The sequence below is a fragment of the [Pseudomonas] carboxydohydrogena genome, assembly GCF_029030725.1.
Classification (GTDB): domain Bacteria; phylum Pseudomonadota; class Alphaproteobacteria; order Rhizobiales; family Xanthobacteraceae; genus Afipia; species Afipia carboxydohydrogena.
Window position 1 is genome coordinate 2845810 of sequence record NZ_CP113162.1, and the last position, 15269, is coordinate 2861078.

Consider the following 15269-nt stretch of genomic DNA (forward strand, 5'->3'; position numbering starts at 1 on the left):
ATGGCGGCGGTTTGCGCAAAGCCTTCGCAGCGCGGGCTTCGCGAAACAGCTTTTAGCCGCCGCGCATCGGCGGCATCACGATCTGGTTGCGACGGCAGGCGCTGCGGTCGACCTGCTCGCAGGCGCGGAACTGCAAATCCTTGTTCATGCAGATCCGCACTTCGCCGAGCCTGCGGCTGTCGCAGCGCACGGCGATGGCGGAGGCGCTCAGCCCCGGATTGGCCTTGATGAAGGCTTCCTCCACCTCGTTCGGAGACACCGTCTTGGGCGCGGCGAGATCGAGATACTCTTCCGGAATCTTCACCGCGGCGCGAGCCTTGCGGATGGTCTCGAAATAGGCGCGCGCGCCAAGCCCCGCGCAGGTGCCGTGCTTGTCCCACTCGTTGTAGATCAACCCCGGCGCGGGCATCAGATCGAGCATCGAGCGCATCACGTTGCGGTCGAGGCGCGGCGCGGGCCGCTGGCAATATTCGGGATAGCCGCGCTCGTATTGCGGCCACAGCCCATGCACCACGAACGAGTAGGGACGGCCACCGCACTGGGCCTGCGTGCCGCGCCCGTTGCTGCCGCGCTCGCGCGCGGCCTCGCAGAACGACGGCGACCACGACAGCGACAGCACGTAGAAATCGAAAGCGCCCGGCGCGTTCTGACGATGATCCTGCGCGGATGCGTTCGCGCTTGCCAGCAGCAGCGCGCCCGAGACGAGAGCGAGCGAAGCCAGCCCCCGGCGCAAACCTCTCCAAAATCTGATCATGAATACGCCCTCACCCCTTACGCCTTCAAAAAGCGTAACGAGACCTCTGGAACATTACAAGAACAAATTGCAGCAGGCCGCATCGGCCTGCATTACGGCATCGCCGCGCGGCAATTGCGGCCGTAGGCCCAGTTGCGGTCGAGCCCGACCACGCACCATTCGACGCCGGAACTGAGGCCCGTCCCCGCAAAGCCGCCATCCTCGATGATGGAGTAGCGGACGAGGCGCGGATGGCCATCGCTGATCATCGCGCTCGCGGTGCAGAAGCGGCGGGGAATCGCGTTGTAGGCACCGTTGGGGCTTTCCCACGGGCGGAACGCCACCTCGCGCACATCGGCAAAGCCGGTGATGCGCAAGTCCGAATTCCAGTAGGTCGATTCCTTTTGCGCGAACTGGCCCGAGATCGCATGGAGAGCCTGCCAGCATTGGCCCATCTGGCCGTCATAGCGCGGGCCGGAGAGCCAGAAATTCAGTTCCAGCGGGTTGGCCGCGCGGGCGCTGCCGGGCACGGAGATCGCGCCGAAGGCCGCGACCAGCATGGCGAGAACCGCGATCCGCGGCGACGAAAAAGCAATGCGCATGTGACGAGAGCCCATGATGAGTTGCCGGACGGTGCCGCGAAGCCCGACCCCGGTCAAGTGCAGCGCGGCAACACCTTCGGACAACGCCCCATCAACAGCCCGCGAGCGCTTTCAAAGCCAATGCGGCGAGGCTAGAGTCACCGCAAATCGAAGGAGCTACCGATGCGCATGAACGGACGTTGGATGATGGCGGCAGCGGCGATCGCCTGCGGTATCGCGGTGAGCACACCGGCGCAGGCCGACTGGGTTCCGCCGTTCAAGGGCAACGACACCGGCGGCATCATTGCCTACGCGCTCTATCAGCAAGGCGCGGACATCAAGGCGATGGCTGTCGATCATTGCGCGCGTTACGGCAAGACGGTGAAACTCACCGGCGTCGATGCGCAGTACGGTGGCTACATCTCCTTCGCCTGCGTCTGGGTGCCGCCCGGCAGCGCCCAGCGGCCGCTGCACGCGGCGTACTGATTTTCGGATCAGGGGATCGGCCATGACACCGCGTTTGATCCTCCGAACCGCCGCTCTGGCCGCCACATGCGGCTGCATAATGGCGGCCAACGCAGCCTCGCTTGACGATCTCCCCAACCGCAAGCCGGGCCTGTGGGAGATCAAGATGGTGTCCGCCGACGCGCGGATGCCGCAGCAGACGATCCAGCAGTGCACGGACGCCAGCACCGACGCCGACATGCGCACGACCTTCAGCCCGATGGCGAAGGAAATGTGCTCGCAGCAGGACATGCAGAAGACGGCGACCGGCTACAGCATCGACGCCACCTGCAACTTCCACGGCATCGCCTCGACCTCGCACACCGAGATCAGCGGCGACTTCAATTCCGCCTACACCGTGAAGGTCTCCACCAGCCGGAGCGATGGCCCGCCCGGCGTCGCGCAGGCCGGCGACATGACCATGAACGCCACATGGGCCGGCCCCTGCAAGGACGGGCAGAAAGCCGGCGACATCATCATGCCCGGCGGCATCAAGATGAACGTCAACGACATGAAGGCCCTGCGCGCGATGATCCCGCAGCGCGCGCCTTTACCTCATCCGCACTGAGATCAGCTACGCCTTCCTCTGGCGTTCCAGATAGGTCTTGCCGCCCTTCATCTTGTGCTGAAGCGGCGCCTCGTTGATCTGGATAATCACCGCATCGGGCTCGACGCCGAGATTCTTCACCAGCGCGGCGGTGATGTCGATCATCATGCCCTTCTTCTGCTCGTCGGTGCGGCCTGCGGCCATGTTGATGGTGATCTCGGGCATCGTGCGGCTCCCTACTGCCAACTCACATTGTGGCGCGCCAGCACCTTGCGCACGCCTTCGACGAGTTCGCTTTCCTTGACCGCGACTTGCGCCTCCATTTGTTTTTGCAAATGTGCATCGCGGTCGCTTGTCGCGGTCGCAATTTCCGCACCAAGAATCATATCCTTAATTACAACTACGGGTTCTCCGCGTGGATTGTTTCTTTCGCTTTCGCCTTGAATGACAACACATGGCGAATTACGGCGGTCGGCATATTTGAACTGCACGCCGAGATTGTTTTTCGGATTGCCGAGATACATCTCGGCGCGGATTCCGGCGTTGCGCAGCGTCGTGACAAACTTCTGGTATTGCGCGATCTCGTTGCGATCCATCACAAGGACCACCACTGGCCCGAAGTCGATTTTCTTTGGCGCATCCCGATGGATGTAGTCGAGGGCTGCCTGCAAGCGCGAGACGCCGATGGAAAATCCCGTCGCGGGCACCGGCTCGCCACGGAAGCGCGAGACCAACCCATCGTATCGCCCGCCGCCGCCGACAGAGCCGAACCGCACCGGACGACCCTTCTCGTCTTTCGTCTCCAGCAGCAATTCAACTTCATAGACAGGGCCGGTGTAATATTCGAGGCCGCGCACAACGGAAGGGTCGATGCGGATGCGGTCTCGTGTATATCCGGAAGACTCTGCAAGAGTTGCGATTTGCCGCAACTCCTCAATCCCGTCTTTGGCTGTCTGCGTAGAACCAAAGTGGGTCATCATTCCGTCAATGACACCTTTATTGCTCTCCACGAAATACGACTTGTCGCCATCATCGCTCGAAAACGTGAGAACTTTTCCAACAGTAGATCGCTTTTCCGACGACAGGTTCGTCACATCCTGAAGCTCAGTCACATTGCCCGACTGAAGCAAAGCAAAAACAACGATTTTTTCCGTCTGTTCGGAATCAAGCCCAGCGCCTTTGGTGAAATCGCCCTTGCCTTCTTCACCCCCATCCCAGCGGCCAGAACCAAGTAGCTTCTTAATCTCATCGACCGGAAACTTATCCAGTTTATCAATCGCCCTCAGCACCGTGAGCCTGCGGCCCGCATTCTCGTCACCGCCGAGGCCGATGCTTTCCATCACGCCATCGAGCACCTTGCGGTTGTTGACCTTCACCACATAGGAGCCGCGCGGAATGCCCAGCGCCTCCATCGTGTCGGCGGCCATCATGCACATCTCGGCGTCGGCGGCGGGCGAAGCGCTTCCCACCGTGTCGGCGTCGAACTGCATGAACTGGCGGAAGCGGCCCGGACCCGGCTTCTCGTTGCGATAGACGTAGCCGTTACGGTAGCTGCGATAGGGCTTCGGCAGCGTGTCGAAATTCTCCGCCACGTAGCGCGCGAGCGGCGCGGTCAGATCGTAGCGCAGCGAAATCCACTGCTCGTCGTCATCCTGAAACGAGAACACGCCCTCGTTCGGCCGGTCCTGATCGGGCAGGAATTTGCCGAGCGCGTCGGTGTATTCCATCGCAGGCGTCTCGACCGGCTCGAAGCCGTAGCGCTCGTAGACGGCGCGGATTGTCTCCACCATCGCGCGGGTCGCGGCGATCTCGGACGGCGTGCGGTCAACGAGCCCGCGCGGCAGGCGGGCGCGGAGTTTTTGCGGCTTTTTGGGTTTTTTGTCGGACATGGGCGGTTGGTACCAGCCGCCAAAACGCCCCGCAAGCGCCGAAGATGGTCAGTTCACCAGCACCGCGCCGTCGCAGCGGATGCCCGCGACCCAGACATCGGCCTGCCCCAGCCCCACGCCCAGCGTCTGCAACACCGTGTTGAGAAGCGTATCGATCGAGCCGGTCGCACCCGAAATGATCGACGTCACCTGCGGCCCGAGTCCCGGAATCGGCAGCGCCAAAGGCCCCACCTGAATAGCGAGCGTCAGGTCGCCCAGCAGGCTCCCCGTCAGCGACGAGGTGAACGAGGTGGTGTTCACGGTCTTGCGGGTCTGCGCCTGAATGTCGGCATAGCTGAAATTCACATTGGTCGGCGACGTATTCGCCATCGTCGCATGGGCGCGGCCCGTGACCTTGATCGCGCCGAGATCGACGAGTGTCGCGGCGGGCGGGTTCGGCTTGCTGGTGAAATTGTTCATGTCCGCATTCGACACGCCGCCAATCCAGGCATCGACGATGCCGGGCGAGACGCCGAGTTGCGCCGTCGAGGATGAAATATCGGGATAGCCGCAGCTCACGCTGTTGAGCGTCGCGGTGCCCGCCGCGACCTCGACATAGACCGGCAGGTTCACCGCCGCGACGGAGCCGCCGCCGAGCAACTGGACCGTGGCAAGGATGCGGGTCTGCGCGGTGTGCACGCTCGCCCCCGCCTGCCCGATGGTGATCCAGCTCGAGCCCACAGGTCTTTCGCCGACGGTGACCTGAAGCGAGACGGCGGCGATACCCGGCAGGCCGAGATTGAGGTTGACCGCGATCTGGTGGGTACCGTTGGCGAGTTGCGCGGTCGCCGAGAGTAGATCGAGCGCGGCGAGATCGACACCCACTTTCGGCTGCTGGCCCACCGTCATGTCGGCGTAAGGACCCGCATCGATCAGGTCGCCCAGCGTCACCTTGGTGGTGATGCCCGACAGCGAGGACCCGACATTCGACAGCGCGCTGCTCGCGGTGCCGGTGACGCCGCTCGATTGCAGCGCTGCGATGATGTCCGTCACCTTCAGATTGGATTGCAGGAGCGAGTCGTAACTCACGCCGGTCAGGTTCGCGCGCGTCGCCAGCGCCGACATGAAATCGAACAGATTGACCTTGGCATCCGCCAGCGCCTGATAATCCATCGCCGAGAGCGACAGCGAGGTGCCGAGCATCTGGCCCAGCAACTGGTTGAGCAGCCCGCCGTTCAGCGAGGCGAGCCGCGAGCCGATCGCGAAGGTCGCAAGCTGCGTGGTTGTGGCAACCGATGTGACGCGCAGGTTCACGGTCGGATCGCCGGTCAGCACCTTGCCGAAGAACAGCGGCGTCCTGGTCTGCATGGTGACGCGCACGGCGTTGGCGGGCGCGGCTCCGGCGGTGAAGCGCTGCTGCGGCACGATCGACGTGTCCGCCTTGTAGACGCCGGTCTCGACAGCCACGAGCGAGTCCGGCGGAAAGTTATTCCTGGCCACGGTGGCCGCAGCAGCGCGAGGGGCACGGGTGATGTCGCTCGCCGCCACGATGGCGGCGAGGTCGGCCGCGCCTTGCGCGCGGCGCTTGTCGGTGAAGACCGAGCCGATATCGATGCCGAGCGCGGCACAGCCGGTCACCAGCAGCATGCAGGCGGCGGCGATGAAGGCGATGTTGCCGCGTTCGTCGGAAATGAATCTGCGGCCAAGATGGCGCGCGGATTTTCCAGGGCGCTTCATCAATAGCCTCCGCGCGGAATGGCAGCCGAGCGCACGATGACCGGCGGCGGCGCGGGCACGAAGGACGGCAGCGAATAGATGAACGTGCTGGAGGCGTCGTAGTTGACGGTAACGATGAACACATTGGGATCGGCGCCGGAGGTCGCCGCGTTCACCGACAGATGCGCGGGCGCGATCAGCGGATAGCTCGCGGCGTTCTGCGTGACATAGTTCGTGGCCAGCGACTTGCGCTCGGTCTCGTTGAGGCCCGCGACCGAGGTGCGCGCGGCTTCGGCGGCGAGTTGCTGCACGTCGTGAACCATCGCGAGATAGCCGCCGAACATCACGATGCCGAACACCAGCAGCATGAACACCGGCATCACCAATGCGAATTCGACGGCGGACGCGCCCGCATGCGCGCGGCGAAAATCCCGGAAGCGGTGGCGGCCCATTGTCATGGCGGCAGGATGCGCACACAACTTTTAACAGGTGGCAAAAGATATATACTATCTTGGGTAGTAACGATATGCCGTAGCGAATGCGCAGGACACCGGAGCCGAGCGATGCGCCCACCGTCGTTCCGCTCACTGTCCCCGCCTGATAGGGTCCCGGCCATCCGCCTGCCCGAGGGAAGGAAATCCGTCTTGAATATTCAGCAGTCCCGCTCCGCCTTGTCGCCGAACGATCTTGCCGCCTACTGGATGCCGTTTACCGCCAACCGCGCCTTCAAGCAGGCGCCGCGCATGCTCGCGGGCGCGAAGGACATGCACTACTTCACGACGGACGGACGGCGGATCATCGACGCGGCCTCGGGCATGTGGTGCTCGAACGCGGGCCATTGCCGCGAGCCGATCACGCAGGCGATCGCCAGGCAGGCGGCGACCATGGACTACTCACCGCCGTTCCAGTTCGGTCATCCGCAAGCATTCGAGCTTGCCAACCGCATCGCGGCGCTCGGCCCCGAAGGGCTCGACCATGTGTTCTTCTGCAACTCGGGATCGGAAGCGGTCGATACCGCGCTCAAGATCGCGCTCGCTTTTCACGCGACGCGCGGCGAGGCGGCGCGCACGCGGCTGATCGGGCGCGAGCGCGGCTATCACGGCGTCGGCTTCGGCGGCATTTCGGTCGGCGGCATGGTCAACAACCGCCGCCTGTTCGGCGCGCTGCTGAACGGCACCGATCACCTGCCCACGACCTACGACCGCGAGCATCAGGCTTTCTCGAAAGGCGAACCGGAATGGGGAGCCCACCTCGCCGACGAGCTTGAACGCATCGTCACGCTCCACGGCAAGGACACCATCGCCGCCGTCATCGTCGAGCCGATGGCGGGCTCGACCGGCGTGCTGGTCACGCCGAAGGGATACCTCCAGCGGCTGCGCACGATCTGCGACAAGCACGGCATTCTGTTGATCTTCGACGAGGTCATCACCGGCTTCGGCCGTCTCGGTTATGCCTTCGCCGCCGAACGCTACGGCGTAGTGCCCGACATGATCACCTTCGCCAAGGGCATCACCAACGGCGCGGTGCCGATGGGCGGCGTGCTGATCCGCAACGATATCCACGACGCCTTCATGAAGGGGCCGGAACACATCGTCGAACTGTTCCACGGCTACACTTACTCGGCGCACCCGCTGGCCTGCGCCGCCGGTCTGGCCACCCTCGACATCTACCGTGACGAGGATTTGTTCGCGCGCGCCCGCAAGCTGGAACCGCTGTTCGCAGACGCCGTGATGGGGCTGCGCAAGGAACCGAACGTCATCGACATCCGCACGGTCGGCCTCACGGCGGGCATCGACCTCGCGCCCAGGGACGGACAGGGCGGCCTGCGCGGCCTCACCGCGCTCGCCAACGGCTTCAACGAGCATGATCTGATGATCCGCGTGGCGGGGGATACGATTGCCCTGACGCCGCCCTTGATCATGAGCGAGGCCCAGATCGGCGAGATCATGGACAAGGTCGCCGCCGTCATCCGCTCGGTCGCCTGAGCGGCCGACCCTGCCCGCGCCCGGCCAACCGGCAGGACGCGGGCCGTTCCGGCTGCTCATCCGGCGGTGGAGAAACACCGGACAGCGCCCCGCAGAACTTCCCGGCGAATCGAACTTGATGCTAGAATCGGCCCCGCCGGGGGGATGGCTGGAGCATGGTTCGCGTATCGACGATTTTCATCGCCATCTGCATGGTGCTGATCGCGGCTTCGCTCGGCCTGATTCTGTATGCGATGACCGGCCTGAGCATGCGCGAATCCGCCCTCGTGGCACTGGCCGCGCTCGTCTGCCTCATCCTCTACAATGCCATCTCGGTGCGCATCCGCAGGGGCACCGGTGCCAGCGGCCAGATCGCGGACCTGTCGCGCGGCACCGCCGATCTCGCCCGGCAGGTCGCCGAGTACGGCCGCCGCATGGCGCTGATCGAATCGAGACTCGCCAGCGCGGACAATGTCGCGCAAGATCGCGCCCGCGCGGTGATGGGCGAGATCGGCGAACTCGGCGTCATGATCAAGCATCTCGCCGGATCGGTCGCGACCCATGACGAACTGCTGACCTCGGCCACAAGCCTGACGGCCGCGCACCATCCTTCGCAGCCCCAGATGACGGATGCCCCGCAGACCCAGCCTGTCGAGCCGGTCCACGCGGCCGAGCCGCCCGTGCCCGTCGCATTGCAGGCCGCCGCGGAAGCGATCTCGAATCTTCCGGACATGCTCGCCGCCATCAAGAGCGCGGCTGACGCCAATCGCATCGATCTCTATCTGCAACCGATCGTGTCGCTGCCCCAGCGCAAGGTGCGGTTCTACGAAGCCGTTTCCCGCCTGCGCGACGAGAAGGATCATGTCTTCACCGCGGGCCAGTTCATCGACATCGCCGAAGCGAGCGGCATAATCGGCCAGATCGACTACACCGTGCTGTTCCGCTGCGTTCAGGTGCTGCGCCGCCTGCAAGTGCGGACCAAGGACGTCGGCATGTTCTGCAACATCTCCGGCGCGACACTCGCAAGCCCCGACATTTTCGGCGAGTGCATCGCCTTTCTCGAAGCCAACCGCGCGCTCGCGCCTTCACTGGTGCTGGAATTCAAGCAGAGCGCGTTCCGCAGCCTCGGCCCCGTCGAGATCGAACATCTCGCCGCGCTGAAGCGGCTCGGCTTCCAGTTCTCGATCGACAACATCGCCGATCTCAAAATCGACGGCCGCGAACTGGCCGACCGCGGCGTGCGCTACATCAAGGTGCCCGCTCCGCTGCTGCTCGACCAGAAGGAGGCGGCAGCGTCCGACATCCACACCGCCGATCTGACGAGTCTGCTCACGCGGTTCGGCATCGACCTGATCGCGGAGAAGATCGAGGGCGAGCGTTCCGTGGCGGACCTGCTCGATTACGACGTGCGATTCGGACAGGGCTTTCTGTTCTCCGCGCCACGGCCGCTGCGTCCCGAAGCCGCGGTGCCCACTCCGGTCGCCGCGAGCCGCCAGTCCAAGGCCCCGCTTCCGCCGCCCGCCGAACCTGCCGCGATCGCGGCCCGCGCAGCAGCCGAGACGCGCCTGTCCGGCACCGCCGCGCTCGCACGGCGGATCGCGCAAAGCTAGATATCCATCCCAGAGAACCTTTCCTTCCTCGCCGCATCGTGGCAGGGGTTGGTCATGCACATATAATTGCGCCCGATCTTTCCCCGGACACGAATGATGAGCCCTCTCCGCTTCACCCCGCATTTGCGCGACCTCGTTCACGACACCGATGTTCTGATCAGCGACATCTGGGGCGTGGTCCATAACGGCGTGGCGGCGTTTCCCGACGCCTGCGGAGCCTTGCAGACATTTCGCAAGCAGGGCGGCATCGTGGTGATGCTGACGAATTCGCCGCGCCCGACGCCGGCCGTGCAGGAGCAGTTGCGCGAATTGCGCGTGCCGGACGATTGCTACGACGACATCGTCACCTCCGGCGATCTCACGCGCCACTACATCGCCGCACGGCCCGGCGAGCCGCTCTACCAGATCGGACCCGACCGCGACGGCCCCACCTTCGACGGCCTCGACGTCAGTTTCGCGCCGCTGGAGCGCGCCGATTATATCGTCTGCACCGGGCTGTTCGACGACGAAACCGAAACGGCGGAAGACTATCGCGAGATGCTACTCAAGGCTCTGAGCCGCAGGCTGCCGATGATCTGCGCCAATCCCGATATCATCGTCGAGCGCGGCCACAAGATCATCTATTGCGCGGGCGCGGTCGCCGAATTGTATCGCGAGATTGGCGGCGACGTGACCTTCTACGGCAAGCCGCATCTTCCCGCCTACCACCGGGCATTCGAGCTTGCCGCCGCTCGGCGCGGCGCGCCGACGCCCCTCAACCGGATGCTGGCGATCGGGGATTCGGTGCGCACCGATCTCGCGGGAGCGAACAATGCCGGCATCGCATGCGTGTTTGTGACGCGCGGCATCCATTCGGCGGACTTCACGGAAGCCCACGAGATCGATGCCGCGGCCGCGCAACGGCTGTTCGGCGGCACCAGGCCGCCTTTCGTGCTGATGCGGGATCTGCGCTGGTAAAAGCGGATCGCCAACAGGCCCAAAGCAAAATGCCCGGCGCGGGCCGGGCATTTCAGAAACAGTTTCGACGTTCGATCAATGCTTCCGATCGATGCTTAAGCGTTGTTGTCGGGGAACACCGCGTCGATCTTGGTCTTGAGCGTCGCCGCATTGAACGGCTTGACGATGTAGTTGTTCACGCCCGCTTTCTTCGCCGCGATCACGTTCTCGGTCTTGGATTCGGCGGTAATCATGATGAAGGGCGTGGTCGCGAGATTCGGATCGCCACGCACTTCCTTGAGAAGGTCGTAACCCGTCATCGGCTCCATGTTCCAGTCGGAGATCACGAGCCCGTACTTCTTGCCGCGCATCTTGGCGAGCGCGGCGGAGCCGTCGCTGGCGTCGTCGATGTTCTCAAAACCGAGTTGTTTCAAAAGATTTCTGATAATGCGGATCATGGTGTTGTAGTCATCCACCACCAACACCGGCATCGATAAGTCCATAGCCATCGCTCAGCTTCTCCCGAACGCCCAGCCCATGGGCGCGCTTCGTCTATATTCTATAGTGGCGCGATCCGGACCTTGCGGCCCATTCCAGCCTTGGGAGGAATTGCTAGCATCCCCGCTTAAACAGCCCGTTAATCCGCTCCATCGCCTTGACTTCATCCTCCCCACCCGGTCACTTCCAGCATCCCGTTCTCACCTGGCGTTATGATAAAAAATCCGTTTCAAATCATCCGCGACACCACTCCGCCCGCCGGCATTCCGCGCGGCGCGGTCATCGCGCTCGGCAATTTCGACGGCGTTCATCTGGGACACCGCACCGTGATCGCGGCGGCTCAGAAAATCGCGAAAAGCGCCGGGCAGAAGGCTTTTGCATTAAGTTTCGAGCCGCATCCGCGCAGCTTCTTCAATCCGGCCGCCGCGCATTTCCGCCTCACCAACGAACAGGCCAAGCTGCGCCTGCTGGCAGGCACCGGGCTCGACGGCGCGGTGGTGCTCGATTTCAACGCCGCCCGCGCCGCCACCAGCGCACAGGATTTCATTAACCAAGAACTCGTCGAGCGGCTCGGCGTGTCGGGAATCTCCGTCGGCGACGACTTTCATTTCGGCAAGGGCCGCAGCGGTTCGCCTGCGACCCTGGCCGAACAGGGCGAGCGCCTCGGCTTCAAGGTCCATATTCAATCGCATGTTGATCTGTCGGGGTTGCCGATTTCCTCCAGCGCCATTCGCGCCGCGCTCAAGGAAGGGCGTATCCGTGACGCCACCGCCATGCTCGGCGGGCCGTGGTTCGTCAGCGGCACCGTGATCCATGGCGAGAAGCGCGGCCGCGAGCTTGGCTATCCCACCGCCAACATCCGGCTCGATCCGCATGTCGATCTCAGGCACGGCATCTATGCGGTGCGTGTCGGTCTCGGCGGCGGCGCCGACCCGCAGCGCCTCGGCGGCGTCGCGAGCTACGGACGGCGGCCGACCTTCGACAACGGCCCGCCTCTGCTCGAGGTTTTCCTGTTCGACTTCAACGCCGACCTCTACGGCCAGACCCTCGACGTCGCCTTCATCGAATATCTGCGCGACGAGATGAAGTTCGACAATATCACGGCCCTGATCCGGCAGATGGACGATGACAGCCTGCGCGCCCGCGCCGTTCTGGAGGCCGCCCCGAGGGCGTTCCCAACGCTGGGCGAGGTGGACGAGTAGTGTCGTCATTCCGGGCAGAAAATGGCTCCGGGCCGCGGTAAACGGCTTTCCCCTTCTCCCCAAAACGCGCTATTCACCCCGGCATGACCGAGAAGCCCAAATCCGACGCCCCCGATTATTCCAAAACCCTCTATCTGCCGCAGACGGACTTCCCGATGCGCGCGGGCCTGCCGCAGCGCGAGCCGGACCTGCTGGCGCGCTGGAACGAGATCGGCCTGTACGAGCGGCTGCGCGAGCAATCCAAGGGCCGCCTGAAATTCGTGCTGCATGACGGCCCGCCCTACGCCAACGGCAACATCCATATCGGCCACGCGCTCAACAAGATCCTCAAGGACCTCGTGACCAAGAGCCAGCAGATGCTTGGCTTCGATTCCAATTACGTGCCGGGCTGGGACTGCCATGGCCTGCCGATCGAATGGAAGATCGAGGAAGGCTACCGCGCCAAGGGTAAGAACAAGGACGCGGTTCCGATCAACGAATTCCGCAAGGAGTGCCGGGCATTCGCGCAGAAATGGGTCGACATCCAGCGCGAGGAATTCAAGCGTCTCGGCGTGATCGGCGACTGGGCGCATCCCTACACCACCATGAACTTCGCCGCCGAAGCGCAGATCGCGCGCGAGATCATGAAATTCGCCGCCAACGGCCTCCTCTATCGCGGCTCCAAGCCGGTGATGTGGAGCGTGGTGGAGAAGACCGCGCTCGCGGAAGCGGAGGTCGAATACGAGGACCACATCTCCGATACGGTGTGGGTGAAGTTTCCGGTGAAGGCCGCGTTCGGCCGTCTCGCCAATGCCTCGGTGGTGATCTGGACCACGACGCCGTGGACGCTGCCGGGCAACCGCGCGATCTCGTTCTCCTCCAAGGTCGCCTATGGCCTCTACAAGGTCACCGACGCGCCCGCCGACAACTGGGCGAAGACCGGCGATCTTCTGATCCTCGCCGACAAGCTCGCGGAGGACGTGTTCAAGCAGGCGCGCGTCACCTCTTATGAGCGCACCTCGGATATCGACAGCGGCATTCTCGACGCGCTCGAATGCAGCCATCCGTTCAAGGGACTGGAAGGCGGTTACGAATTCACCGTGCCGCTGCTCGACGGCGATCATGTCACCGACGACACCGGCACCGGCTTCGTCCACACCGCCCCGAGCCATGGCCGCGAGGACTTCGACATCTGGATGGCGAACGCGCGCGACCTTGAGGCGCGCGGCATCTCCTCGGTCATCCCGTATACCGTCGATGCCGACAGCGCGCTGACCGCGCAGGCCCCGGGCTTCACCGGCAAGCGCGTGCTAACCGACAAGGGCGAGAAGGGCGACGCCAACGACGCCGTCATCAAGGCGCTGATCGAGCGCGGCGCGCTTTTGGCGCGCGGCCGTCTCAAGCATCAGTATCCGCATTCCTGGCGCTCGAAGAAGCCGGTGATCTATCGCAACACGCCGCAATGGTTCATCGCGATGGACAAGCCGATCACAGACGTGGCCAACCGAGCCGATGCAAAAGCCTTCATGGCTCAAATGATGGGCACTGGCGACACGCTCAGGCATCGAGCACTCGAAGCAATCAAGGATACGCAATGGGTTCCCGCACAAGGTGAGAACCGCATCACTGGCATGATCGAGGGCCGCCCGGACTGGGTGGTGTCGCGCCAGCGCGCCTGGGGCGTGCCGATCACCGTGTTCGTGCGCGAGAAGGGCGACGGCTCGGTCGAACCGCTGCGGGATGAGGCCGTCAACACCCGCATCGCCGAGGCTTTCGAGAGAGAGGGCGCCGATGCGTGGTACGCCGAGGGCGCGCGCGAACGTTTTCTCGGCAACCATGCCAGCGAAGACTGGAAGAAGGTCGACGACATTCTCGACGTCTGGTTCGATTCCGGCTCGACGCATGCGTTCGTGCTGGAAGACCCGGTGCATTTCCCCGGCCTCGCCGGCATCAGGCGCAAGGACGATGGCGGCAACGACACCGTGATGTATCTCGAGGGCAGCGACCAGCATCGCGGCTGGTTTCACTCCTCGCTGCTGGAAAGCTGCGGCACGCGCGACCGCGCCCCCTATGATATCGTTCTCACCCACGGCTTCACGCTCGACGAGCACGGCCGCAAGATGTCGAAGTCGCTCGGCAACACCACCGCGCCGCAGGACGTCATCAAGCAATCCGGCGCGGACATCCTGCGCCTGTGGGTCGCGCAGTCGGATTATTCCGACGATCTGCGGATCGGGCCTGAAATCCTCAAAGGCACCATTGAGACCTACCGCAAGCTGCGCAACACCATCCGCTGGATGCTGGGAAGCCTCGCGCACTTCCGCGATACGGACCGCATCAAGGCTGACGACATGCCCGAGCTTGAGCAACTGATGCTGCATCGGCTCTCCCAGATCGACGCCATCGTGCGCCAGGCCTATACCGAGTTCGACTACAAGACGGTGATCGCCGCATTGTCGCATTTCATGAACACCGAGCTGTCGGCGTTCTATTTCGACATCCGCAAGGACACGCTGTACTGCGACCCGCCGTCGTCGGTGGCGCGCAAGGCCTCGCTCACGGTGATCGACACCCTGTTCCGCAGCATCGTCACATGGCTCGCGCCGATCCTGTCCTTCACGGCGGAAGAAGCCTGGCTGTCGCGCTATCCCGATGCGCAGTCCGTGCACCTGGAGCCGTTCCAGAGCGTGCCTGCGGCATGGCGCGATGATATGCTGGCGCAAAAATGGGATGCGATCCGCGACGTGCGCCGCGTCGTCACCGGCGCGCTCGAAGTCGAGCGCGCGGCCAAGCGCATCGGCTCCTCGCTGGAAGCCTCGCCGCTGGTTTATGTGTCGGACATGGCGCTCTTGGGCATTCTCGCCGATGTCGATCTCGCGGAAGTATGCATCACCTCCAACGCGATGGTGACCAACGAGACCCCGCCCGCCGGTGCGTTCACACTCAACGATGTTCCGGGTGTCGCGGTCGTGGTCGAGAAGGCCGCGGGCAAGAAATGCGCGCGCTCGTGGAAAATTCTCCCGACCGTCGGCGACGATCCTGAATACCCCGATGTCACGCCGCGCGATGCGCGGGCGCTGCGCGAATGGAAGGCGCTGGGAGGGACTGCCTAGTGTGGTGGTTCAGAAGTT

At 63.9% G+C, this 15269-nt stretch carries 14 protein-coding genes; 7 read left to right on the top strand and 7 right to left on the bottom strand.

Features of this window, described 5'->3' with window-relative positions; all coding sequences use genetic code 11:
* Window positions 1-52: 52 nt before the first annotated feature.
* Together AFIC_RS13785 and AFIC_RS13790 are read right to left on the bottom strand one after the other, a co-directional pair.
* A complete protein-coding gene (locus AFIC_RS13785) occupies window positions 53-754 on the bottom strand; it encodes a ribonuclease T2 family protein (RefSeq protein ID WP_275246794.1) in 702 nt (233 codons plus the stop codon).
* Window positions 755-846: 92 nt separating this feature from the next.
* Window positions 847-1335, bottom strand: a complete 489-nt coding sequence (locus AFIC_RS13790; RefSeq protein ID WP_275248739.1) for a hypothetical protein — start codon at window positions 1333-1335, stop codon at window positions 847-849.
* Window positions 1336-1497: 162 nt separating this feature from the next.
* Here AFIC_RS13790 and AFIC_RS13795 point away from each other — a divergent pair, with 162 nt between their 5' ends.
* Together AFIC_RS13795 and AFIC_RS13800 are read left to right on the top strand one after the other, a co-directional pair.
* Entirely contained in the window at window positions 1498-1800 is a 303-nt protein-coding gene (locus AFIC_RS13795; RefSeq protein ID WP_275246795.1) for a hypothetical protein, read from the top strand.
* A gap of 22 nt (window positions 1801-1822) precedes the next feature.
* Entirely contained in the window at window positions 1823-2386 is a 564-nt protein-coding gene (locus AFIC_RS13800) for a DUF3617 domain-containing protein (RefSeq protein WP_420833335.1), read from the top strand.
* Window positions 2387-2392: 6 nt separating this feature from the next.
* Here AFIC_RS13800 and AFIC_RS13805 read toward each other — a convergent pair whose 3' ends face one another.
* Genes AFIC_RS13805 through AFIC_RS13820 form a run of 4 tightly spaced genes read right to left on the bottom strand, consistent with a single transcriptional unit; the run spans window position 2393 to window position 6407 of the window.
* The gene (locus tag AFIC_RS13805) at window positions 2393-2590 is read right to left on the bottom strand and encodes a tautomerase family protein (protein WP_275246797.1); all 198 of its coding nucleotides are present in this window, start codon (window positions 2588-2590) and stop codon (window positions 2393-2395) included.
* A gap of 11 nt (window positions 2591-2601) precedes the next feature.
* On the bottom strand, window positions 2602-4254 hold the full coding sequence (hisS, locus tag AFIC_RS13810) for a histidine--tRNA ligase (RefSeq protein ID WP_275246798.1): 1653 nt from the start codon (window positions 4252-4254) through the stop codon (window positions 2602-2604).
* Between the two features lie 48 nt (window positions 4255-4302).
* Window positions 4303-5970, bottom strand: coding sequence for a TadG family pilus assembly protein (locus AFIC_RS13815; RefSeq protein WP_275246799.1), 1668 nt, complete (start codon window positions 5968-5970; stop codon window positions 4303-4305).
* Window positions 5970-6407, bottom strand: a complete 438-nt coding sequence (locus tag AFIC_RS13820) for a TadE/TadG family type IV pilus assembly protein (RefSeq protein ID WP_275246800.1) — start codon at window positions 6405-6407, stop codon at window positions 5970-5972. Before AFIC_RS13820 ends, AFIC_RS13815 begins: the two co-directional genes overlap by 1 nt.
* Before the next feature lie 243 nt (window positions 6408-6650).
* Here AFIC_RS13820 and aptA point away from each other — a divergent pair, with 243 nt between their 5' ends.
* From aptA to AFIC_RS13835, 3 genes are all read left to right on the top strand, one after another.
* Window positions 6651-7934, top strand: a complete 1284-nt coding sequence (aptA, locus tag AFIC_RS13825) for an omega-aminotransferase AptA (protein ID WP_275248740.1) — start codon at window positions 6651-6653, stop codon at window positions 7932-7934.
* 155 nt (window positions 7935-8089) lie between these two features.
* Window positions 8090-9523, top strand: coding sequence for an EAL domain-containing protein (locus AFIC_RS13830; RefSeq protein WP_275246801.1), 1434 nt, complete (start codon window positions 8090-8092; stop codon window positions 9521-9523).
* Between the two features lie 96 nt (window positions 9524-9619).
* Window positions 9620-10480 carry a TIGR01459 family HAD-type hydrolase gene (locus tag AFIC_RS13835; protein WP_275248741.1) on the top strand — a complete coding sequence of 287 codons (861 nt, stop codon included), beginning with the start codon at window positions 9620-9622 and terminating at the stop codon, window positions 10478-10480.
* A 95-nt stretch (window positions 10481-10575) separates the two neighbouring features.
* Here AFIC_RS13835 and AFIC_RS13840 read toward each other — a convergent pair whose 3' ends face one another.
* Window positions 10576-10968: a response regulator gene (locus AFIC_RS13840; protein ID WP_009339892.1), complete on the bottom strand. Its 393-nt coding sequence runs from the start codon at window positions 10966-10968 to the stop codon at window positions 10576-10578.
* 201 nt (window positions 10969-11169) lie between these two features.
* Here AFIC_RS13840 and AFIC_RS13845 point away from each other — a divergent pair, with 201 nt between their 5' ends.
* Both AFIC_RS13845 and ileS read left to right on the top strand, forming a co-directional pair.
* Window positions 11170-12159, top strand: coding sequence for a bifunctional riboflavin kinase/FAD synthetase (locus AFIC_RS13845; RefSeq protein ID WP_275246802.1), 990 nt, complete (start codon window positions 11170-11172; stop codon window positions 12157-12159).
* Window positions 12160-12242: 83 nt separating this feature from the next.
* Window positions 12243-15251, top strand: a complete 3009-nt coding sequence (ileS, locus tag AFIC_RS13850; RefSeq protein WP_275246803.1) for an isoleucine--tRNA ligase — start codon at window positions 12243-12245, stop codon at window positions 15249-15251.
* Window positions 15252-15269 lie beyond the last annotated feature (18 nt).